Annotated in this window: 21 protein-coding genes and 2 pseudogenes; 8 read left to right on the forward strand and 15 right to left on the reverse strand. The window is 60.0% G+C overall.

Features of this window, described 5'->3' with window-relative positions:
* The first annotated feature begins 630 nt into the window (after nucleotides 1-630).
* The gene (locus EXN68_RS23860) at nucleotides 631-1,314 is read left to right on the forward strand and encodes a GGDEF domain-containing protein (protein ID WP_269835163.1); all 684 of its coding nucleotides are present in this window, start codon (nucleotides 631-633) and stop codon (nucleotides 1,312-1,314) included.
* 126 nt (nucleotides 1,315-1,440) lie between these two features.
* Nucleotides 1,441-2,122 (forward strand): annotated as a pseudogene (locus EXN68_RS23865) (IS5 family transposase); the annotation flags it as partial.
* 125 nt (nucleotides 2,123-2,247) lie between these two features.
* Here the strand turns inward: EXN68_RS23865 and istB are convergent.
* Together istB and istA are read right to left on the reverse strand one after the other, a co-directional pair.
* Nucleotides 2,248-2,985 (reverse strand): IS21-like element helper ATPase IstB, encoded by a 738-nt coding sequence (istB, locus tag EXN68_RS23870; RefSeq protein ID WP_126924644.1) that lies wholly within the window; start codon nucleotides 2,983-2,985, stop codon nucleotides 2,248-2,250.
* A 12-nt stretch (nucleotides 2,986-2,997) separates the two neighbouring features.
* A complete protein-coding gene (gene istA, locus EXN68_RS23875; RefSeq protein ID WP_142843251.1) occupies nucleotides 2,998-4,527 on the reverse strand; it encodes an IS21 family transposase in 1,530 nt (509 codons plus the stop codon).
* An 890-nt stretch (nucleotides 4,528-5,417) separates the two neighbouring features.
* Here istA and EXN68_RS23885 point away from each other — a divergent pair.
* Nucleotides 5,418-7,388: a diguanylate cyclase gene (locus EXN68_RS23885; RefSeq protein WP_142843253.1), complete on the forward strand. Its 1,971-nt coding sequence runs from the start codon at nucleotides 5,418-5,420 to the stop codon at nucleotides 7,386-7,388.
* Nucleotides 7,389-7,484: 96 nt separating this feature from the next.
* Here EXN68_RS23885 and EXN68_RS23890 read toward each other — a convergent pair.
* Nucleotides 7,485-7,838: pseudogene (locus EXN68_RS23890) on the reverse strand (IS5 family transposase); the annotation flags it as partial.
* Nucleotides 7,839-7,943: 105 nt separating this feature from the next.
* Between EXN68_RS23890 and EXN68_RS27495 the strand changes: the two are divergent.
* Nucleotides 7,944-8,114 (forward strand): hypothetical protein, encoded by a 171-nt coding sequence (locus EXN68_RS27495; RefSeq protein WP_161596378.1) that lies wholly within the window; start codon nucleotides 7,944-7,946, stop codon nucleotides 8,112-8,114.
* 380 nt (nucleotides 8,115-8,494) lie between these two features.
* On the forward strand, nucleotides 8,495-10,594 hold the full coding sequence (locus EXN68_RS23895; protein ID WP_142843254.1) for a putative bifunctional diguanylate cyclase/phosphodiesterase: 2,100 nt from the start codon (nucleotides 8,495-8,497) through the stop codon (nucleotides 10,592-10,594).
* Nucleotides 10,595-11,739: 1,145 nt separating this feature from the next.
* On the opposite strand, the gene EXN68_RS23900 is transcribed toward EXN68_RS23895, so the two are convergent.
* The 4 genes from EXN68_RS23900 to EXN68_RS23915 all read right to left on the reverse strand — a co-directional run bounded on the left by EXN68_RS23900 (nucleotide 11,740) and on the right by EXN68_RS23915 (nucleotide 14,418).
* Complete coding sequence (locus EXN68_RS23900) at nucleotides 11,740-12,528, reverse strand: sulfite exporter TauE/SafE family protein (protein WP_142843255.1); 789 nt, start codon at nucleotides 12,526-12,528, stop codon at nucleotides 11,740-11,742.
* An 81-nt stretch (nucleotides 12,529-12,609) separates the two neighbouring features.
* Nucleotides 12,610-13,044 (reverse strand): DUF6691 family protein, encoded by a 435-nt coding sequence (locus EXN68_RS23905; protein ID WP_142843256.1) that lies wholly within the window; start codon nucleotides 13,042-13,044, stop codon nucleotides 12,610-12,612.
* Nucleotides 13,044-13,475 (reverse strand): YeeE/YedE family protein, encoded by a 432-nt coding sequence (locus EXN68_RS23910; protein WP_142843257.1) that lies wholly within the window; start codon nucleotides 13,473-13,475, stop codon nucleotides 13,044-13,046. Before EXN68_RS23910 ends, EXN68_RS23905 begins: the two co-directional genes overlap by 1 nt.
* A 4-nt stretch (nucleotides 13,476-13,479) precedes the next feature.
* On the reverse strand, nucleotides 13,480-14,418 hold the full coding sequence (locus tag EXN68_RS23915; protein WP_142843258.1) for an MBL fold metallo-hydrolase: 939 nt from the start codon (nucleotides 14,416-14,418) through the stop codon (nucleotides 13,480-13,482).
* A gap of 127 nt (nucleotides 14,419-14,545) precedes the next feature.
* Between EXN68_RS23915 and EXN68_RS23920 the strand changes: the two genes are divergently transcribed.
* Both EXN68_RS23920 and EXN68_RS23925 read left to right on the forward strand, forming a co-directional pair.
* Entirely contained in the window at nucleotides 14,546-15,184 is a 639-nt protein-coding gene (locus EXN68_RS23920; protein WP_142843259.1) for a peroxiredoxin, read from the forward strand.
* A complete protein-coding gene (locus EXN68_RS23925; RefSeq protein WP_237681471.1) occupies nucleotides 15,181-15,597 on the forward strand; it encodes an ArsR/SmtB family transcription factor in 417 nt (138 codons plus the stop codon). Before EXN68_RS23920 ends, EXN68_RS23925 begins: the two co-directional genes overlap by 4 nt.
* 561 nt (nucleotides 15,598-16,158) lie before the next feature.
* On the opposite strand, the gene EXN68_RS23935 is transcribed toward EXN68_RS23925, so the two are convergent.
* The 8 genes from EXN68_RS23935 to EXN68_RS23970 form a co-directional block, all read right to left on the reverse strand.
* The gene (locus tag EXN68_RS23935) at nucleotides 16,159-17,163 is read right to left on the reverse strand and encodes an NADP-dependent oxidoreductase (protein ID WP_142843260.1); all 1,005 of its coding nucleotides are present in this window, start codon (nucleotides 17,161-17,163) and stop codon (nucleotides 16,159-16,161) included.
* Nucleotides 17,160-17,657 (reverse strand): PaaI family thioesterase, encoded by a 498-nt coding sequence (locus EXN68_RS23940; protein ID WP_142843261.1) that lies wholly within the window; start codon nucleotides 17,655-17,657, stop codon nucleotides 17,160-17,162. Before EXN68_RS23940 ends, EXN68_RS23935 begins: the two co-directional genes overlap by 4 nt.
* Before the next feature lie 12 nt (nucleotides 17,658-17,669).
* Nucleotides 17,670-18,368, reverse strand: coding sequence for an SDR family NAD(P)-dependent oxidoreductase (locus EXN68_RS23945; RefSeq protein WP_237681472.1), 699 nt, complete (start codon nucleotides 18,366-18,368; stop codon nucleotides 17,670-17,672).
* Complete coding sequence (locus EXN68_RS23950) at nucleotides 18,365-18,955, reverse strand: 2-hydroxychromene-2-carboxylate isomerase (RefSeq protein ID WP_142843262.1); 591 nt, start codon at nucleotides 18,953-18,955, stop codon at nucleotides 18,365-18,367. The genes EXN68_RS23945 and EXN68_RS23950 overlap by 4 nt, the downstream gene beginning before the upstream one ends.
* A complete protein-coding gene (locus EXN68_RS23955) occupies nucleotides 18,955-19,401 on the reverse strand; it encodes a winged helix-turn-helix transcriptional regulator (RefSeq protein WP_237681473.1) in 447 nt (148 codons plus the stop codon). Before EXN68_RS23955 ends, EXN68_RS23950 begins: the two co-directional genes overlap by 1 nt.
* Before the next feature lie 197 nt (nucleotides 19,402-19,598).
* Nucleotides 19,599-19,901, reverse strand: coding sequence for an ATP-binding cassette domain-containing protein (locus tag EXN68_RS28205; RefSeq protein WP_142843264.1), 303 nt, complete (start codon nucleotides 19,899-19,901; stop codon nucleotides 19,599-19,601).
* Entirely contained in the window at nucleotides 19,876-20,169 is a 294-nt protein-coding gene (locus tag EXN68_RS28210; protein WP_142843265.1) for an ATP-binding cassette domain-containing protein, read from the reverse strand. Before EXN68_RS28210 ends, EXN68_RS28205 begins: the two co-directional genes overlap by 26 nt.
* A gap of 187 nt (nucleotides 20,170-20,356) precedes the next feature.
* Complete coding sequence (locus EXN68_RS23970; protein ID WP_142843266.1) at nucleotides 20,357-20,827, reverse strand: nuclear transport factor 2 family protein; 471 nt, start codon at nucleotides 20,825-20,827, stop codon at nucleotides 20,357-20,359.
* A 186-nt stretch (nucleotides 20,828-21,013) separates the two neighbouring features.
* On the opposite strand from EXN68_RS23970, the gene EXN68_RS23975 reads away from it, so the two are divergent.
* On the forward strand, nucleotides 21,014-21,391 hold the full coding sequence (locus tag EXN68_RS23975; protein ID WP_237681475.1) for a winged helix-turn-helix transcriptional regulator: 378 nt from the start codon (nucleotides 21,014-21,016) through the stop codon (nucleotides 21,389-21,391).
* Nucleotides 21,392-21,644 lie beyond the last annotated feature (253 nt).

Genomic DNA, 21,644 nt, shown 5'->3' on the forward strand with positions numbered 1-21,644 from the left:
GCCTCACAATGAGCTCGTCAGATACTCTTCGGTGAGCTCCTTTGACGGCCCGTAGATCAACCTCAGATCGCCGCAACTGAATAATCGATGGGGCGTGGACGCCGCATACGACCTGTCTGCAGCCTGGTCAAGCAGAACTTGGGAAACGCCATTATCGACATCTTCACGGTTGCGGACACCGACACGCGAGATCTCCATCATTCCCGTCAAAGAACCCACCGAGTTTCAGACATTTGTAGCCAAGCAGGCGGATGTGAACCCTTCGTGTGCTTGGCGGCTCACAAGGGAAAAGTCGCGGTGGGCTCCCGCAAAAATCAAACTTCTACTGCCGCCCCGGCAAAGCCGGGGGAACTCTCACGTTCGCTTAGGAATATGTTATCCAGCTGCGGCTAAAATCATCTAATGTCTTTGCTCTGCTCCTTGATGATTGTGATTGGAATCGGATTGCTTGTTGCGGCCGTGCCGTCCCTGTCTTCTATTTTACGCACGTTGAACCAGGGTCGGATGCGCCGGGGCTGGTACAGCCTGCGGGCGCTTATCTTTCTATTCCTCATAGGCTATGCCTGTTTTGGCGTTCTCGCGGTTAACTCGCGAGCAGCAATGACGGAGTTGGTTGTTTCGACCATTTTGATGGCCGGCGGCGCCTTTGTTTTGATTGTGTCGCGTCTGTCCGATTTCACCACCAAGGATATCGTGCGGATCGCCGCTCTTGAACGCGACGTCATGCGCGATCCGTTGACCGGCGCATTCAACCGACGCTATCTCGACCACAAGCTCGACGAAGAAATCAACAGGTCCCGACGCTTAAGCCGGCCGCTCTCGGCGTTGATCCTGGACCTCGATCACTTCAAGCATATCAACGACACCTACGGACATCCGACCGGTGATGAGCTTCTACGGCACGTTTGTATGTTGATCGACAGCCATCTCCAGACAATGGGAACGGTCGTTCGCTATGGCGGTGAGGAGTTTGTCGTGGTCGCGCCTGATCACGACATCAATGCTGCCGATGCTCTCGGCAACAGGATGCTGCGCCATATCGCAGATCGGCCACTAATTTTATCGGACGGAACTAAGCTTACCGTGACCGCAAGCGTAGGCGCGGCCGAGTTCGACCACAATGATACGCCCGCGGAACTGCTCTTGAGAGCCGATGAAGCGCTATACGTGGCGAAGCGGAACGGCCGCAACCAGCTTCGGACCGCGACTCGAAGACAAGTCGTAACAGCGGCCCTAGAGCCCCCGCTTTGTCCTTTTCCTAGAGGACCTGACGGTCTCGCCACCATGGATGAGAGATCGAGGCAGCAGTTTTAGTGCATCATAAATGCGGTGCAGATGCCCCTCGCTTGAACCGATTAACGAGGGCGTGGTGACGATTTAACGATTTGGGATTCCCGGGGCGGACCAAATCAGGTTCAAGGCTAGTTTTGAAGATTGGCCATGGATTGCGATGCGCTTCGGGATGATCGGTGGGAACAGATCAAAAGATTTGTGCCCGGCGGCACGAAAGGCAAGCGCAGTCCGCGCACGAACAACCGTCGATTCCTGGACGCGCTGTTGTGGATCGCCCGCTCCGGTGGTCGCTGGCGTGATCTGCCAGAACGGCTCGGCCATTACCGCTAGGTGAAACGACGTTATTACCGCTGGATCGAAATGGGCGTCCTTGACGAGATGCTTTCGGTTTTGGCCCGCGAAGCCGACCTCGAACGGCTGATGATCGACAGTACCGTCGTGTGGGCGCATCAGCATGCGGCAGGCGCGCGCAAAGTCAAAGGGGGCAGATGCCCAGGGCCTGGGTCGGTCTCGGGGCGGGTTGAGCACCAAAATCCACGCCGCCACCGAGGCGCTCGGGCTTCCAGTCCGTTTGATCGCCAGCCCGGGGCAGCGCAACGACATCGCCTTTGCCCATGATCTCGTCGAGGGCTTCGACGCCGACGCCACCATCCCCGACAAGGGATATGACGCAGATCATCTCGTCGACAGGGCCGACAAGGCCGGAATTGACGTCGTCATCCCACCCAAGCGCAAAGTCCTGCGCCCTTACGACGCCGATCTCGACAAGGAGCGCAACAAGACCGAACGCTTCTTCAACAAGCTTAAACAGTTTTGGCGCGTTGCAACCTGCCGATTCCGATGAAGCCGCCCCATTGTTCCGAGATGATTGCGCCCCCGGATTCCGGGATGATCTCGCCCCCCGTTTCAGGGGTCTGCAGGCAATAATTGTTGTCAGTTCGTTCGAGTGATGTGTCAAGCTTTGCGCGGCAGATTTCGTCGTAGGCTTTCTCCGCTGAGTTCGATGCGGTGGGCATTGTGGACGAGACGATCCAGGATGGCGTCGGCATAGGTGGGATCACCGATGACACCGTGCCAGGCGGATACGGGGAGTTGGCTGGTGATGATCGTCGAGCGCCGGCCGTAACGGTCCTCGAGGATTTCAAGCAGATCGTGACGGGCCTGTTCGTTGAGTGGCTCGAGGCCCCAATCGTCCAGGATCAGGAGCTGAACGTGGCCCAGGGTGCGTTGTAGGCGAGCGTATCTACCGTCGCCGCGGGCGAGCGCGAGCTGGGCAAAGAGCCTTGGGACACGCTGATAGAGAACAGAACGGTCGTCACGGCAAGCCTTGTGGCCAAGGGCACATGCCAACCAGCTCTTTCCGACACCCGAGGGACCGCAGATAGCGAGATTGTCGTGAGCGCCGATCCAGTCGCCCCCGAGCAGTTTCATGAAGAGCGCACGGTCGAGACCGCGTTCGGCGCGATAATCGACATCTTCCGGGGTGGCCTGATGACGAAGCTTGGCGAACCTAAGACGCGCCGCAAGCTTGCGGTCGTAACGGGAGCTCCATTCCCGCTCGAGCAGCAGTCCGAGCCATTCGGCATGAGAGAGATGTTCGGCCTCGCCGTTGGCGACGAGTTCGCCGAAGGCTTTGGCCATGCCGGCCAGGCCCATGGCGTTCAGTCTATCAAGTGTTGGATGAGCAAGCATTCTTCGTTCTCCTTAGTGGTAATAGCGAGGTCCGCGGATGTTCTCGTGGTGGATCGGTTCGTGCGAGGCGGCTCCTTTCGTGTCCGCTGTTCGGTCGAGGCGATTGTCGAGGATGGAGCGCACCGAGCCATAGGTCCGGGCCCCGATCTCCAGCGCGCGGGCGCAGGCTGCATTGACCCTGTCGCGGCCGAAGCTCTTGTTAAGGCGGATAATGCCGAGGCAGGCGCGAAAGCCCTGCTCGGGATGCGGCCGGTCGGCAAGGATGCGCTCGCACAACAGCTCGACATCCGGCCCCATGGCAGAGGCTTCGCGCCGAATGCGTTCGATCGTCCAGTCGGCAAACCGACGATGCGCCGAGGGCATATGATCGGGGATGGTCGTGTGCTTGCCGTTGCCGCTCGAGCGGCGGTGCGCGGCAATCCGCTCGCCCTTGTGGAATATCTCGATCGTATTGGCGGTGATGCGCGCCTCGACCTGCTCGCGGGCGAAGCGATAGGGAACGGAGTAATAATGCCGTTCGATCTCGACGTGGTAATCCAGTCCAGCGCGCCGGATACGCCATTCGGCGAAGACATAGCGCTCGACAGGCAATGGCCGCAGAGCCGGACGATCGAGTTCCTCAAACAATTGACGCCGCGTGCAATTGACCCGACGCAAGACCCTGATGTCGTTGAGGTCACGGAGCAATTCCATGATCGCGGCATTGACCTCGGCGAGACTGTAAAAGACGCGATGGCGCAGCCGGCCCAGCAGCCAGCGCTCGACGATACGAACCGCGGCCTCCACTTTCGCCTTGTCGCGCGGCCGCCGCGGCCGTGTCGGAAGGACCGCGCTCCCGTAGTGCGCCGCCATGGCACAATAGGTCCTGTTGACCTGAGGATCGAAGTGGCAGGCCTTGATGATCGCCACCTTGGCATTGTCAGGGACCAGAAGGGCCGGCGAACCGCCGAAGAACTCCAGCGCCTGAACATGGCATTCGATCCAGTCCGGAAGCGTCTCTGTCCAGCGCGCCTGCGCATAAGACAGGCTGGACGCTCCCAAAACCGCGACGAACAGGTGCGCCTGCCGCGTCTTGCCCGACAGCCGATCAACGACGACTGTAACCGTGTCGCCCGCATAATCGACGAACAGCTTGTCGCCGCTTGCATGCTCCTGCCGCATCGTCACTGGCAGCTTCAGTGCCCAGCCGCGGTAAAGGTCACAATACCGGCTGTAGCGATACCCGTCCGGATAGCGGCCGATATATTCGTCCCAGAGGATTTGTAGTGTCACGTGCTTGCGCTTGAGCTCGCGATGGACCTCGGCCCAGTTCGGCTCGGGGGCCCGGCGATGACCCGTCTTCGTCCCGGCCGCCTTGTAGAGCGCCGCCTCCAGGACGGCATCGCTCACGTCGTCATCCAACGGCCACGAAAGCCCCGCAGCCGTCGCTCGCCGCAGGGTCTCGCGCACCGTCGACGGTGCTGCCCCGACCCGAACCGCGATCGATTTGTGGCCCAGTCCTTGCTCGGCTCGATATCTCAGTATCTCGCGGACACGCCGCATCTCTAGTCTCTCCGCAGGCATACCGTTCCTTCCTCGTCACCATCGACGGAAGGAACTTCACACCGGCAGAACACCCACGCCACACCCCGTCCGAAGGGGGCGGCATCATCTCGGAACGAGGGGGCGACTAATTCTCGGAATCGGGGGGCGAGATCATTTCGGAATCAGGGGGCGGATTGCCTCGGAATTTGCATTGCAACCAGATACGACAAGCTCGTCGCCAACTTCATGGGCTTCGTCAAACTCGCCGCTATCGCAATCTGGCTCTAATAGTTAAATCTTCACTGCGGATCGGAAGCATGCCTTCAAGGATACGCAGGCGCAGCTTCGCTTGGACGAAGACCCCTATCTCGTCGTGACCGGCAATTTCCTTCAGCAGGGTGGCTTCAACGCGACAAGCAACTAAGCAAGTGCCACTGCGGCAATTGCTCCATAATGCCGCAATAGCCACGAGCGCCAGTCGTTTGACAAAAGCAACCTGTTGCCTCCGTTCTCAACGTCGTTCACCTATGTCTAGCTGTTTGTTCTGGGTTTTGAGCCAGTTTTTAAGATTCTATCCAAATTGCGCAGGCAACTTCGGCCGCGTTTCGGTGTCAGCATCCTTTGTTAACTTCTCGCCACGCCTTAATGGCTCCGGTTCTTCGAGCAATGTCTCGATGCGCTGGCTGAGCTTCGGCGCCGCTGCCGAACTCGTCGCTCCACGAATGAATTGTGGCGCTTTCCCCGATGCCCATAAATGCACGACGTCTTGATGCTGCTCTCGAGGGGCAGCCGGGCGGGCTTGCTTCCAACGACTGAGGTAAATGCATGATCTCGAGCAGCCTGCTGGTTATTGGCATGCGAGCGGTCGACGCAATCGGGTTGTCGATCATGCAGGCCGGAGCACTGAAATGAGCGGCACCGGCATGAGCACGTTGTTGAAGATCGTCTTCAGGCCGAAGGTGAAGCGGAAAACACGCCATACGCTGGCGTCGCGGGCGCTGCGGCTTGCGGCACTGCGTATCGCGCTGGTCTGCGCCTGTGCCGGCGGCGTGTCCTATTTCATCAATCATTCCGCGCTTGAGCGCTCGTTGCGCTCGCAGCTCTCCTTTTCGACCGAGCAGGCTCTGCAGCGCGAGTCGCTGCCCTTCCGCGAAGTGAAGGACCTCCAAAAGAATTTCCTTGCCGAATTCAGCAGGATCTACGCGATACCGGAAGCCCGGCAATCCTTGGCACGGAATTTCGATGATATTTTCTATCGCCACGAGGACGGATCCTACACCCAGCGTCCCGGATTGTTTGAAGGCGAGCCTTTGCCCGACGGGCGCAGATTTCCCAACATGTCGGCGACCTACGCGCCCGACGTGACGCCGGATGAGGACGTGAAAACGCGGTTTGCGCTGTCTTACCTGCTCTCTTACCAATTCGGTTCTGCCACCAAGGGCCGCCTCTTCAATTTCTACGGCGTGGTTCCGGAAAAAGGCTTCCCGATTTATCAGGCTGCCGACATCGCCAAGGTTTTCAAATATGAAGGCCCGGATGCACTGAAGCTCGAGACTTTCGAATTTTTCTCCCGCGGCTTCGGGGGGCCTCAAAACGATACGTTCTTTACGCGCATCTATTGGGATCCCTCCAACAATGCATGGATGACGACGATCGCGACGCCCGGTGCGCCAGACGTTTCAGGCAAGCATCGCATCATGGCCTGCGTCGACGTGCTGCTCGACGATCTGATGAAACGAACTGCAAATCCGACGCTGCCGGGCGCACGCGCGACGATCTTTGCGGCCGATGATCAGGGAACCCTGATCTTCGACGGCAAATACGCCGATGCGATCACCGCCAGCGCCGGCGAAGCCTCGATTTCCTCCCTTGAAATTGCCGACTACCAGCCATTGCTGAAGGCAAGCCGGTCGATCGGAGCGGGTTCGGTGTCGCTCGTCGACAGCGCCAGCGAAATTACCGCGGTCGGCCGGATTCCGGATACGCCCTGGGTGCTTGCCGTCCACTATCCGAAATCTCTCATGCGGCCCGCCGTCCTCACCAATCTCGGGATCGTCATCGCGCTCGGGCTGCTTACCCTGTTCGTCGAACTCTTCATCCTCCGTTCGATCCTGCAAAAGCAGGTCGCCGAACCGCTGGTGCGATTGATCCACGCCACGCAGCTGGTCGGCCGCTCCGGCGTTACCGTTGCCAACGACGCCCTGCCCACGCACTCCGACGACGAGATCGGCGAGCTTGCCCGCGATTTTGCGTCGATGGCCGCGCGCGTTCACGCAGCCCATGAAGCGCTTGAGGGAAAGATACGGGATCGAACGTCAGAGCTGGAGCGGCTCAATCAGAAGCTCGTGACCATCAGCCAGACGGACGAGATGACGGGCGTCGCCAACCGCCGCCGCTTCGACGCCGTTCTCGCAAGCGAACTCGCAGCGTTTGGGCAAGGTCAGGACCTGCTGATGCTTGCCATGGTGGATGCCGATTGGTTCAAAGGCTACAACGACCGATACGGCCATCCGGCGGGAGACGCCTGCCTGAAGGAAATCGCCGGGGTGCTGGAACGCAATACGCGCAGCCAGCAGGATCTCGTTGCCCGCTATGGCGGAGAGGAATTCGCCATCATTGCGCGGATCGCCTCAGCCAGGAACGCGCCTGCCATCGGACAGGCTCTGTGTTCGGCAATGGCGGCCGTCAAGCTGCCGCATGAGGGATCGCCTTTCGGGCACGTGACGCTCAGCGTCGGCATTGCGCTGGCGGCGCCGGATGAGAATATCTCTCCGGAAGCGCTTTTGCTCGAAGCCGATCGCGCGCTCTATCGCGCCAAGCAGGCAGGGCGAAATCAAGCCGTCGTTGCCGACACACAGATGCAGCAGCTGGACGCCTGAAGCATATCGCGAAAAGTGTGCGGCGGCTTTTGCGGCAACCACACGGGAAAGATCGCGGTCCGCTTTAGAAAATTCTAGGCTGTGGTGACAATTTAATCATTTGAGCCAGAGCATGATGGCGGCGATCTTGATGAATCCCATGAAGTTGGGCGGCGATTTTGTCGTAGCGCGTTGCGATTCGGCGCCATTGCTTGAGCTTTGCAAAGAAGCTCTCGACGCCCCAGCGGGCCTTATAGGCGATGCGGTCGTAGCAGTGCTGATATTTTCGATGACGGCGCGGTGGAATGACCGGTTCGCTACCCTGTTCAAGGATAATGTCATGCAGGCTATCGGCGCCATAGGCGCGGTCGGTGAGCACATGCTTGGCCGACAGCCCCCTGACGACGTCGCAGGCAGAAGCCAGATCGTACTGCTGGCCGGGTCCAGGTGAAAGCGCACCGGCAGGCCGAGCTGCATCCAGTGCGGATATCCAGTGGCTGCGCCCTCTATCCTAAAGCTGCAACATTTCGGCTTATCTGCTACCCAGCTACTAGCTGATTAAATACGAGTTTACGATTGACCCCAATTTTGGGTCTGATCGAAAAGGCGGGTGACGCCAGGGCTGGCAGGATGTCGGATTTCGATACGATTGAGGCAGATGCCCAGTCGATGTCTCCCTTCTACGCCATCGAGGACACGTTGCCAGCTTACTCTCCCAACGACCATACGAGTTCTTGCCCGCAATAACTCCGCTGGAGGCTGCGCCAGATTCCATGAAGTATGCTCAACATTGAGATCGAACGCTGAAGCTGTAAGCGGCGCTGGTGCGAGAAATAACAAAACCATCTATCTTCGTAATTCAGGAAGTATATCAAAAATGCCAAATATCGTATCTTTTCCCAGCGTCAGGTTCCAACAGACTTCATTCCCTCAACTTCAGGAGGCACGGGACCAGATGGTCGAGATCTTCGCTAAGCTCGAAGAGATCCGTTTGGCCATGGCATCTCTGTCCCAAGGGGGGGATTTCTCACGAGATAGGGAGGTCTCGCACGAAGAGCTGAAGTTCGATGGGGCGAGAGATCGGCCTGCAATCGTGGCGATCTGTCTTTCGGATGACGGAGCATAAGATGGTCGGATCGGCAACGCCAGTAAGCGAACAAAACCGGTCCATGGGGCGGTATATCCGGTCGATCGGCCGTCAGTACGTCAATACTGTTGCAGTCGCGGTGTTGCTGGTCGGAGCCACATGCATGACGGTGCTGGTGGCGCTTGATCGTCACTCTTTGCAGGAGGACATAAGCTTTCTAACCAGCAATCAGTTCATAAGATTTCAACAGCTTGCCAACCAGACCCGAGCTCTGATGCGCGCTTCTGTGGATGTCCAGTTGCCTGAATACATTGTCGACGGAATGCGTGACGATATTTTGCAGGCGATCGGGGAGATACGTTCAGTAGGCGCCCGCTTGGACACGCTGCACGATGAGATCAACGAAAATTATCTTGGACAAATCCTGCCGCAGGATGAGGAATTCGAGCGTCTACGACAGGATCTAAATGCTTCGGCAAACGGATTTCTCGAGCGCGCCGAGAGGATCGCCAAGGCTGATTCTCAAGAGCGCCGGGATCGCTATACGTTCTGGGGAGCGATAGACTTCGCCGCCTCCTCGGACAGCATGCTGATGCGCGGTCTTGGCGACCTCAGCCGGCGGGTTCGTGAAAGAAGCTCGCTCAGCACCCATAACGCCAAGCTTGCAGTAGTGAGCCTTCTTTCACTCATTGCAGCGACCGTTCTTCTCACCGCCATTCTGGTATTCCGTCCCCTTTTGCAAAAGCGGCGCACAGAACATCGCCGAACCGTGAACTACCAATGCAAGCTGTCCCGAATTGCGAGCATGGACGATCTAACTGGACTCGGCAATCGCGCCTACTTTAACTCGGCCATGGCGCGTCTATTCGCAGGCGTTGAAGCCAAGCAATCGGGCTTCTCGCTGCTATTGGTAGATCTCGACCATTTCAAGAGTATCAATGACAGCCTTGGTCATGCCGCCGGCGACGCGGTTTTACGGCATGTCGCCGAAGCGCTGCGCCAGACTATTCGGTCTGGTGACATCGCGGCGCGTCTGGGTGGGGACGAGTTTGCAATACTCCTCTCCGGCGTGACAGATGCATCGTTGCTGGCCACGATTGCCGAGCGCGTCCGGCAGGCTATCGCAGCTGATATACCTTTCGACGGGCGCCTTTTGCGGACTTCGGCATCTGTCGGAGGTGCTATTGCGCCAACGCACGCGAACGATGAAAAATCCCTCCTTCAAGCGGTCGATGTTGCCTTGTATTCGGCTGAACGTGAGGGTGGAGCGGCCGTTATTTTTGACGAGGCTGCGCTTGCCAAGCGCCTTGAGCGCACGCAACTTGTGAGCGCTCTTGGCGTTGCCGCTGATCGCGATGAGTTTGTCGTGCACTACCAGCCCAAAGTCGATCTTGTTACGGGAGCTCATATTGGATTCGAGGCGTTGGTGCGATGGCAACATCCCAGCCTCGGACTATTGCCCCCCGGGCGCTTTCTGAAGTTGATGGAGGGGACCGAGCTTATGAGAGGCATGACGCGAGGCGTGATTTCGGCGGTCGGTCGCGACCTCAATGCCTGGAAACGGGCCGGGCTGGCCCCAGGTACAATCGCCATCAATATGCCTGAGCTGCTTCTTCTCTCGGAGGAAGGGTACAACATCTTCGCCGAAGTCGTTCGAGCGAATTCTCTTGAATGGAGCGACTTTGCAGTCGAGATCACCGAGGATGTATTTCTCAACCGAAACTCACAACAGATACTTAGTTCCGTCGAGGCTTTTCGTCGGCGTGGGGTCTCCGTTTCCCTCGACGACTTTGGTACCGGATTTGCTTCTCTTGTACACCTGCGGGACTTTCCGTTCGATGAATTGAAGATCGACCGGAGCTTCGTTTCGGGGATCGAAACGGATCCGCGCTCAGCACAGATCATTCGTGCAATCGTGGACCTGTCGCGCAATCTCGGGAAACGATGTGTTGCTGAGGGTATCGAAACGGATGCGCAGCAGCGTTTCCTGCTCACGGTCGGCTGCGAACTGGGACAGGGCTACCTGTTCGGTAAGCCGGCACCGGCCGCAATGGCAACCTCCCATATCCCGGCGGTTCGCACGGTACAGCTTATGAAATCGGTCTGGGCGGAACTCAGCATCGTCGGGAGCGCACATTAAAGACGCTCCGAGGCCATAGAAGGAGAACAAATTTGGTAAGGAATCTAGAGCATTTCCGGTGAACTCCGGTTCACCGGAAATGCTCTAGTTGTGAGCTGTTTTTGCCGCATTATCCGACGACGAAGCGACTTCGCTTCGGCTGGAAATGCCCTAGCATCTTTCTGCGGGCGGTAACGTCACTGCTGCTTGCACTACCGTCAAATCGTGCACACGTCCGGAACGTAGGGCAGTCGACATCGTTCACTTTTGGATTTCCAAGAGCGAGGTGACAGCGCTCGATGTGTTCGACACGCGTGGACACGGGCGGGAAATCGCTGGGTCAATATATTCGTAGCCGCTGATAGGCTCCAACAGAGAGGGCACGTGGCCCTCGCTTTGATGAAAATGATTGCCCAAAACAGTGACGTCGGTGCTCAGTCCATGGCGATGTCATGGGCAGATGTCAGAAGGGTTTATCACTCTGCTAGCCGACTTCTTTGACCATAACTGCATTTCAGTCGAAACGGCGCAGGAGCGGCTATACGCCATACTCGACCAAGGATAGCACAAAGTTCTTACCGATCGGAAATTGGCTATGCGAATTGGCTCGCGATGTGGGAAACTGCCCATCAGAACATGGTACCTCCGCTCAGCCGCCCCTTGTCGAAAGAGCGGCTATCCGGCCGGCATCCTCTCCGGCGCGCAACCTGCGGACGAACTACTCGAATCCTTCCCCAGCCAAGGCAACGCGGCGCTTGCCGCTGGCGACTGGGAGGAATTCTGACGAAGCAGCGTAAGCGGCTGCTCGGCGGCAATGCCGGTTCGCCCACGGATTGTCCGCTACCGGGGTCCGCCTGGCGCGTGCAGCGCTCAGATTGCGCGGGATCCGCTCTATCGGGAGTTTATTTTCGACACCATCGCAGAGCAACGGCGACTGCTGGAAAGCGCCGTTCAGCAGGACCGAAGCATGCGCCGCCGGGCCGAACGAGCACTCGCCCTTGGCGGGGAACGGTCAGCGCGCCGGCTGAAGACGAGACCTTGATCGACTTGTCGCCCTTAACTACGCCCGCGGCCTCAATCCCAAATCCGTGTCGTGATGGAATACATCCCTCTATCACCGCCGGTCAAAGCTCTTTTGGTCACAGGCTAGAAAGAATTGGCGCCGGTTAGGTGACTAATTGTCCATAGCCTTTGAAGAGCATGTATCCTGCAACGACGAAGATGAGTAGAGCGAAGAAGGTATTGAGCACGCCCTTTCGGGCAGCAAGCCCGCGCGCGGCAAAGGCGCCGATCAAGCCGCCCACTATGCCGCCACCGATGAAGACGGCGGCGAGTACCCAGTCGACCAGGCCGGAATAGGCATAGTTGAGTGCCGTCGTCAGGCCGAAGGCAGTGACCGCGAGGAGAGAGGAGCCGATGGCGAAGAGGATGGGCATGCCGGTCGCAGCGATGAGGCCGGGCACGATGAGAAAGCCTCCACCAATGCCGAAGAAGCCGGAAAAGGCCCCGGTTAGCCCGCCGAAAGCGATCACTTTCGGGGCGTTCTCGCTGGAGCACTGCGCATCGGGATCGCCCTCCGCGCCGCGCCCCTTGAACATGAGCGCGCCGACGACGAGCATTAGCAGGGCGAATAGGATAAGCAGGTGCTGCCCGTCGATCATCTTGCCGATGGAGGAGCCGATGAAGGCGCCAGCGATGCCGGTGAGACTGTAGACGCCCGCGCAGCGCCATTTGACATTGCCGAAGCGGGCATGGCCGAGAAGGTTGGCAAAGGCGTTGGCGGCGACCGCGAAGGCGCTGGTGCCGATGGCGAGATGCGGGTTGGGAACGCCGACCACATAAACCATCAGCGGAACGGCGAGAATGGAGCCACCGCCCCCGAACAGGCCGAGGGTGAAGCCGACGAGCCCGCCGGACAGCGCGCCGAGGCCGTATTGAATGGATTCCAGAGGCATGGCGCACCTTTTGCCGCACGTTCAAGCGGCCGTGGTCCAGTGTTGTCGAAAAGCGTACAAGGCGAGGACATTCGTTGCGGACTATCGGATCGCCGCCGCGGCGCGGCCGAACGTCAGGCGATAGAGGACCATGCCGGTGAGCATCGCGGCGACGAACAGGACGGCCTCCCAGCGGCCCGTCGTCAGGGCGGCTATGGCGGGACCGGGGCAAAGGCCGACTAGCCCCCACCCAAGGCCGAACAGCGCCGCGCCGCCGACTAGCGCTCCATCGACACGGCCATGTTCGGGAACGTGGAACTGGTCGTCGAAGATCGGTGCTCTTTGGCGCCTTCGGATCACGTAGGCGAGCGAGGAGGGGATCAGCGCACCGCCCATGACGAAGGCAAGCGAGGGGTCCCAATTGCCGGCGACATCGAGGAAGGCGAGGACGCGGGCCGGGTTGATCATGTCCGAAACGACGAGGCCCGCGCCGAAGAGGAGGCCGCTCAGGATCGCGGCAAGGGTTCTGGCGAACATCAGTTGATGCCTCCCAAGACAAGGCGGACGGCGAACACGGTGAGGGCCGCGACGGCCATGAACACCGATGTGGCGGCTAGCGAGCGCTTCGACAGACGTGCAAGGCCACAGACGCCGTGACCGCTCGTGCAGCCGGAGCCGAGGCGCGTGCCGAAGCCGACGAGAAGGCCGGCGGCAAGGAGCAGCGGAGCCGACGCGGTGACGACGATCTCGGGTTGCCGGATGAAGGCCGATGCAAACGCCGCGCCGGCCAGAATGCCACTGAGGAAGCCGAGGCCCAACGTGCTGACGCCGGCGCCGGTGAGGCCAGCGGCCGATGCGGCAAGGCCCGAAATCCCGGCGATACGGCCGGTGGTCAGCAGATAAAGGCCGGCCGACAGGCCAATCAGAAGGCCGCCGGAAAGCGGCCAGAGTATGGTCAGGTTGTTCATTGGGTCACAGCACGTTGAGGGGGATCTTGAGATATTGCACGCCATTGTCTTCAGCGGGCGGAAGCTGGCCGCCGCGCATATTGACCTGCACGGACGGCAGGATCAGCCTTGGCATGGCGAGCGTCGCATCGCGCTCCGTGCGCATCGTGTAGAAGTCGCCCTCGCTCACGCCTTCATGGACATGGACATTACCGATTCGTTGGGCGCCGATGGTGGTCTCCCAAGCGTAACTGTCGCGGCCGGGCGCCTTGTAGTCATGGCAGAGGAACATGCGTGCGTCGTCCGGCAGCTTCATGAGGCGCCGAATCGAGCGGTAAAGCTGGCGTGCGTCGCCGCCGGGGAAGTCGCAGCGCGCGGTGCCGTAGTCCGGCATGAACAGCGTATCGCCGGGGAAGACGGCATTGCCGATGACGTAAGCGAGGCAGGCGGGGGTATGGCCTGGCACGTGCAGCACGGTCGCGTCGAGAGTGCCGATCGAAAAGCGGTCCCCGTCGTTGAAAAGCTGGTCGAACTGGCTGCCGTCCCGCTGAAATTCGGTGCCGGCGTTGAAGATCTTCCCGAAGACCTGCTGCACGCGGACGATTTCTCGCCCGATGGCAAGCTGGCCGCCGAGTTCGGCCTGCAGCAGCGGCGCGGCGGAGAGGTGATCCGCGTGGGCGTGGGTCTCAAGCAGCCAGTGCACGTTGAGACTTTCAGATTTTATGTAATCGATGAGCGCTTGGGCGGACGCGCTCGCAGTGCGGCCCGAGGCCGGATCGTAGTCGAGCACGCTGTCGATGACGGCGCAGGCATTCGATTTCGGATCGCGCACGACATGGCTGATTGTGAAGGTCTGCTCGTCGAAGAAGGATTTCACGACAGGACGTTTCGCCGGATTCGCAAGGCCCGCCGCGACGATGTCACGGGCGTGATCGAGCGGGAGATCTGTAACGGTGCTTGGCATGGCTGGGTTCTCCATGGGGACGGTCAATAAATATATATTTACAGTAATTATGCAAGTGTGTATTTTGTGGAAATCGAAACCGACAGCCGTTATCACGGATATCCGGCCTGCGCTCAGGAATGCGATTATGACTGAAACGGACACCCACTCCACCCGTCCGCCGCGCCTCGACGAGGTCGCGCCCGACTTTGCCGCGCGCTCTACGGCAGGCCCCATCACGCTGTCGACCTTCCGCGGGCGCTGGCTCGTGTTCTTCTCGCACCCCGCGGATTTTACGCCGGTCTGCACCAGCGAATTCATCGCGCTCGCCCGCGCGATCCCGGAATTCGAGAAGCTTGACTGCGCGCTGCTCGGGCTTTCCGTGGACAGCCTCTATTCCCACATCGCCTGGCTGCGCGACATTGAGTGGCGCTTCGGCGTGAAGGTCACGTTCCCGCTCGTGGAGGACAGCGCGATGGTGATCGCGCAGGCCTACGGCATGATCGACGGCACCGCGCAAACCAGCGCGACCGTCAGGGCGACCTATGTTATTGACCCGGAAGGCATCGTGCGCGCGGTCGTCTGGTATCCGATGAATGTCGGACGCTCGGTCGATGAGCTCCTGCGCCTCGTCGCGGCCCTTCAAACGGCCGAGCGTGAGGAGGCCTCGACGCCGGAAGGCTGGCGGCCGGGCAATGCGCTCCTGGAACAGATATCCCTTGCCAACGAGGACGAGGGCGCTCTGCGTACGGGCGAAACCTGGTACTATCGGGAGAAGCGGGTGTGAGCGGGAAGGCGGGAGTTTCGCTCGAGACGATGATTGCCAAGGCGCCGGAAGCGGCGGATTTCATGCGCCAGTTCAGCAACGCCAACCGTCTCATGTTGCTGTGCCAGATCGCGCGTGAAGAAAGTTCGGTCAGCGACATTCAGGAGGCGCTTGGCATCAAGCAGCCAGCGCTCTCCCAGCAATTGGCGGAGCTTCGGCAGGCCGGTCTCGTCAAAACGCGCCGGGCATCGCGCCAGATCTACTATTCCATTGCGGACGGCCGCGCCGGGGCTGTAATGGACTTGTTGTTCGAGCTGTTTTGCGGCGGGGAGGCGACCGATACCGCCGAACCGGTGAAGAGGTCAGTTGAAACGGCTGTTCCAGAAACGCGCGGAGATGCCGCGCATTTTGCCCGTATTCTTCCCGCCGAGTAGTCCTGTGGAGGATTTAGGCGTGGAGGTCCGTCCACCTTAATTTGCTGCTTCAACGCCACTTATCCGGAGTTGTCCGTAGCGTGCCTTTCAGACGGCGCCTCATTTCCTGCTTCAGATTTTCGGTTCGCGCTTTCCTGGCAGTTGGCATTGTATGCGCGACGACGGTGAAACCCAGCTTTTCGGGGTTTAATATCGCCACAACATGCTGGACGAGTCCCTCGCCCCGCAATCGATCAAGGCGCCTTGAGCAATGAGCGGGGATAGGTTCATGATCTGTGACAACGCTCGCGTCCACTTGTTTGAAAACCCTCCGTCGAGGTCGGCGGTATCGGGACCGCGATGCTGATCTGCTACGAGCAACTCATCCTTTGGCCGGTGAGCCCGGCATCGTCGACACGACCGGCACGGATGCTGGACCAAGGGTCAATCGTCCCATCCACCTTGCGATCGTCAGATGGGACAGATCAAACGATCTCTTTATGAGCAGCAATTCCTTGGCCAAGAATTCCCACGTGGTACGAACATTCATTCACGTGTTTTCAGCCAGGACGGTGCCTTGCCTCACGCGTCAACCGTTCGCCGGATCACCACCTTTCCTCGCGCCCGGCCAGACGCCGATCGCTCCAGCGCGGCGGGGGTGTCCTCGAACACAAATTCGCGGTCAATGATCGGCCGCAGGGCGCCGGCTTCAACAAGCTTCCCGATTTCCGCCAGATGGCCGCCGTCCGGGCGCATGAACAGGAAGCCGTATTCGATGCCGCGCGCTCGCGCCTTCCGGCGGATCGAAAAGCTCCCGAGTCTGATCACCTGGCGGACCATCCAATTGGCACCAATCGTTCTAGCGAAGGCGGGATCGGGAGGTCCGACGATTGAGACTAGCATGCCGCCTGGTTTGAGCACGCCGAGGGACTTGGTCGTCACATCGCCGCCGCGCGTATCTAATACCATGTCGTAACCACTCAGCCGCTCTTCGAACGGTTCCTGGCGGTAGTCAATTACCTCGTCCGCGCCGAGGTCGCGGGCGAGCGCCACGTTGGCGGTTCCGACGGTAGTCGCAACATAGGCCCCGAGATGCTTAGCGAGTTGGATCGCCATCGTGCCAACGCCGCCCGAACCGGCATGGATGAGCACTCGCTGTCCCGCTCGCACCTTCGCGCGTTCGACCAGCACTTGCCAGGCGGTGAGCGACACTAGCGGCAGCGCTGCCGCTGCCGATGGATCCAGGTTCGCTGGGAGGGGGGCGAGATCCGCTTCGGCGACCGCGATCCGCTCGGCAAAGGTGCCGATGCGGTCGCCGCCGACGCAGGCGAACACCCGGTCGCCGACCTGCCAACGCCGCACGCCCTCGCCGACAGCTACGACGATGCCGGCAAGATCATGCCCAAGGACCAGCGGCATGTCATAGTGTAGGATCGCTTTGAAGGCGCCCGTGCGGAGCTTCTCGTCGAGCGGGTTGACGCTGCTTGCATCTATTTCGACCACCACCTGCCCCGGACCGGCGATCGGCTCGGGCAGGTCGTGGACGGTCAGCGGCGCGCCGTAGCGTTCGAGGGCGTAGGCCTTCATTGGTCACCTCCCGTCGGAAGCACCGCCTCGAGCGCCCCGCGAGCGCCCGGCTCGACGTCGAAGACCAGAAGCGTCGAGGTCGCCGTCGCGCATAGGCGCGCGTCGCCGTCGTGCAGTTCGGCCTCGGCAAAGGCGACGCGCCGCCCGCAGGAGACTACTCGCCCGGTCGCGCGCACCGTTCCGCTATCGGTGCCGAGACCGCGCAGGTAGGATATCTTCAGCTCCAGTGTCGTATGGCCGCGCCCCGGCCCCAAGGCCGAATACGTGGCGATACCGCATGCGCTGTCGAGCAGGGTGGCGGCATAGCCGCCATGCACCGCGCCCAGCGGATTATAGACGCTGCGGTCAGGCGTACCCTCGAACACGGCTCTTCCTCGCTCGACCTCGACCAAGTGTAAGTTCAGGGTCTCACCGATGGGTGCACGATGGTCGGCGGCAAGCATCGCTCGGAGTTGGGCCAGCCCGTCAGGGCTGTTGTCGTTCGTCTTACTCATTGTAATGCTTTCTCACCACTGCTCGTGGAAAGGGCGCACCTCGGCCAGGAACGACCAAGCGTCCCTGGGCTGGTGGGCGAGGTGAAACACTTCTGCCGCGATCGACGTCGGCGAGATGAAGAAGTCGTCCGGTTTGGTTGGCTGGAGCTCGCGCTGCCACGGTACGTCGATCGCTGCGTCGATGACGAGATAGGCGACATGGACGCCCTTAGGCCCGAGATCGCGTGCCAGGGATTCGGCAAGGATGCGCTGCGCAGCTTTTGTTGGCGCGAATCCCGCGAAGGCCGCCTTGCCCCGTTGTGACGCGCCATTGCCAGTGACGATGATCGCCCCTTCGCCGGTCTCGACCATCGCGGGTGTCGTCAGCCGGGCGAGATGGAACAACGCCATCGCGTTGATCTCGAAGTTGCGGACGAGCGTTGCCGCCTCGATCTTGTCGAAGGTGCCGAACGCTCCGCCGACCGCATTGTGAACCACCACCTTCGGAGCGCCCACCCGCTCGATCGCGTGTGCCAGCGCCTCGGGATCCGACACGTCGCACGGCACCGCAACCGTGTCGGCGATTTCGCGCTCGAGCACGGTGAGCCGGTCGGCATCGCGGGCGAGCATCGCCACGCGGTAGCCCCCTTCCACAAAACGGCGAACGGTCGCAGTTCCCGTCCCCGGGCCGACCCCGGTCACGAGCGCGAGCGGCTTTTGGATATTGCTCATGCTGCCACCTCAAGGCGCGCGATTTCCTCGCGCAGAAAGTCGATCCGGTCGTTGCCGAAAAACATTGCGTCGTCGAGGATCATGGTCGGCGACCCGAAAACCCCGCGCATCGCCGCCTCGTCGGTGAAGCTGTCGAGCTGCGCCGCCGTTTCTTCCGTGTCGATCTGGGCGGCGATGATGGCGGTGTCGATGCCCGCTGCGGCGAGTTCGGCGACAACAGCTTCCGATGTCGCCAGCGATCGGCCTTCGCTCCAAATGGCGCGGAACAGCGTGAGCGTCACGTCCGCCCGCTGCTCCGCTGCAGTTACGATGACCGCGCGCGCCATCGCCTCGCCGTCGTTCGTTCGCATGTCCGAGGGATTGAGCGCAATCCCGTAGCGCCGTGCCCAGCGACCGAGATCGGTGCGCGCGTACCGGCCTTTGGCGGCGCAGGTGATTGTGGTCGGCGTGTTGCCGACCTTTTCCATGACTGTCAGCACCTTCATAGGCTTGAAGTCGATTGAGGCGTCCAGCGCGCGAAGCTGGGTGAATGCGAGATAGGAGTAAGGGCTGCGGAAATCATAGAAAAATTCTATTGTGCAGGACATCAGTCGGTTCCTGTTGCAGTTAAAAGGCGGTGAGTGGCGTCATCGGCTCCCGGCCCCGGCCGCAGCCGAACACGTTCGAGCGGCAAGAGCTCGCCGGTCACAGCATCGACCAGCGCTAAGGTCACGGGATGGTTGGTCTCTCGATCGACCATTTCGATCGAGGGCGACCCAAATCCGGTCGCGTCCCAGCGATCGCCCCATTCGCGCAAAGCTACGCTGACCTTCCACAGGTCATGCCCCTTGCGCGTCAGGCGGTATTCATCACGCGGGGGGCGCTCCTGATAGCGGACGCGCTCGATGATGCCCGACGCGGTCAGATGCTTCAGCCGCGCCGCAAGCGTCGCGGCCGGAATTCCCGTGCTGGCCCTCAGCTCGTCGTAGCGGCTGAGGCCGAGCGACAGGTCGCGTATCACCAGCAAGGCCCATCGGTCGCCGATCAGTTCCATCGCTCCTGCAATGGAGCAGCGCATGCCCGAGAATGACCTAGTCTTCATCCGCAGCTCCATTTCCAAGGTGTCAGGTCGCAGCGATACCGCCACTCGAGACGCGCGGCCTGCTCAGACCGTGGAGCAGCGCTGAGTAGGTTTGCTGTGCTCTGCCAGAACATGCTGAGGAATTTCATCTCAGCTCCAATCTCGCTTTATCAAGCGGCCAAACCAGTAACTTCAATAATTGAACTTACAAGAAAAGAGACAAGTGCGCAAGCCATCCATTTCGCTCGCGCGTCGGATACCGGTGAATCGAAAGAAGGCGATGGAGAACCGCGGGCGGCCTCCCGGTACACCTCAGGCGAGATCTCTGACAGAAAGCGCCGAGGCCGCTCGGTCTTAGGGTTGTCGAGGCATTCGTTCGACAGTCCTTCCTCGATGATCTCGCCGTTCTCGAGGAAGACGATACGGTTACCCACCGCGCGTGCAAAATCAATCTCCTGGGTCACCACCACCATGGTCATTGCCCCTTTGGCCAGATCCTGCATGACCGGGACCACACTTCCCCGCAACTCGGGGTCGAGAGGGGATGGTTGGCTCATCGAACAGCATCGCAGGAGGTTTGGTTGCAATCGCGCGCGCGATGGCCACACGTTGCTTCTGCCCGCCCGACAGCTGTGCCGATAGTGACCTTCTCTGTCGGCGAGGCCGACCCTGGCAATTTCCTCGCGAGCGATTTCGCGCGCTTCTTCCTTGGGTTTCCCTTTGGTATGGACGACGCCGCACATGACGTTTTTCAAAAGCGGTCGTTGATCGTTTCCAGGGCCGTTAAATCAACCTCGTTGCAAAGTCCGATGCAATCCGCCCCCTTATTCCGAGATGATGCCGCTCCCTTCGGAAGGCATCTGGCGCGACCGAAGCGCGCCAGCGGCTCTGTTGAGTGAGAACCCAAGTAGGTTTGCAAGGGCCGATGCTAGAACATTGTGTTGGTATTTGCCGCCTTCTCGGGGATGGGTTGGACGACGTCCCAATGCTCTACGATTTTCCCGTTCTCGAGCTTGAAGATGTCTATGATGGCATTTCCGCGAGTGCCTGGCTCTCGCACGGAATGGACGTGGAGGACAACGTAGTCACCATCCACGAAGGACTGCTTTATTTCGCTGCGAGATTTCGGGAACTTCTCACGTAGAAGAGCAATGAATTTGCGGAACCCTTCGGGGCCATCCTCGGCAAGTGGGTTGTGCTGAGTGTACCGTGGACCAACAAGAGCGAGTGCGGCCTCCACATCCTTTTGATTCAGCCCTTTTTCGTAGAACTCCAAAACTGTCTTTAGATTGCTCTGGCGCTGGGCGTCGTTGATTTCTGTCGCCGAGGCTGTAGCGGCGGAGATGCTCAACAACGCCGCACTGGCCGCGATGACGACAGCAAAGATTGTTGAACGCATGGGCAGGACACCCATGGACTGATGTGTGGTTTGCATTTTGGGGCGTCTGTTCACGCACATACTCCTAGTATCTGTTGGAAATCATGTTTCCATTGGTTAGATACGTTCGATTGCGATGCAGCAAAAGAGAGCACCTCGAGCTCACTTGGTTCCCAAAGGGAAACCCGTGGCCTGCAGGAGAAAAACTTGACAGTTGATAAAGCCTACGATGTCTATGAGGATGGCTGCCCAACCCGGCAGGTGCTGGAGCGCCTGGCAGAGAAGTGGGCGCTGTTGATTCTCGACCGCCTAGAGGGTGGCCCGATCCGCTTTAACCACCTGCGCCGTGACATTAAGGGCATCTCGCAAAAGGTATTGTCGCAGACGCTGAAGAGGCTTGAGCGTGACGGACTGATCAGCCGTACGATCTTCGCAACCGTACCGGTGACGGTCGAATACGCCTTGACCCCGCTCGGGCGGACCTTGACTGAAACAGTGTCGGCATTCACCCATTGGGCTGAAAGAAATATGGAGGCCGTCCTTACCGCGCAGGCGGCATACGATGCTGGAGACAGGAACGGTTAGTAATCGTAGCTGTAAGCGCTTGCCAACTTCGAGCGTGTGCTAACATTGATTGCCAATGACACGGTGCAGTCACGAGTCGTCGCAATGCGCTCAGCGATATTGGAGGGAACGGTCACGAAACGATAGAAGGCCGTGAAGCGGGCGGCTGTCGTTTCGACCTCTTGTTTGTATGGACTGTCGAGAAGCGCCTCGAAATCGGGCATGAGGTCGGACATGGCGACAAGAGGTTGATGTCATCGGCGCCGGCAGAGCA

Origin of the sequence: Martinezella rhizogenes (assembly GCF_007002745.1) — a bacterium.
Lineage (GTDB): Bacteria > Pseudomonadota > Alphaproteobacteria > Rhizobiales > Rhizobiaceae > Agrobacterium > Agrobacterium cucumeris.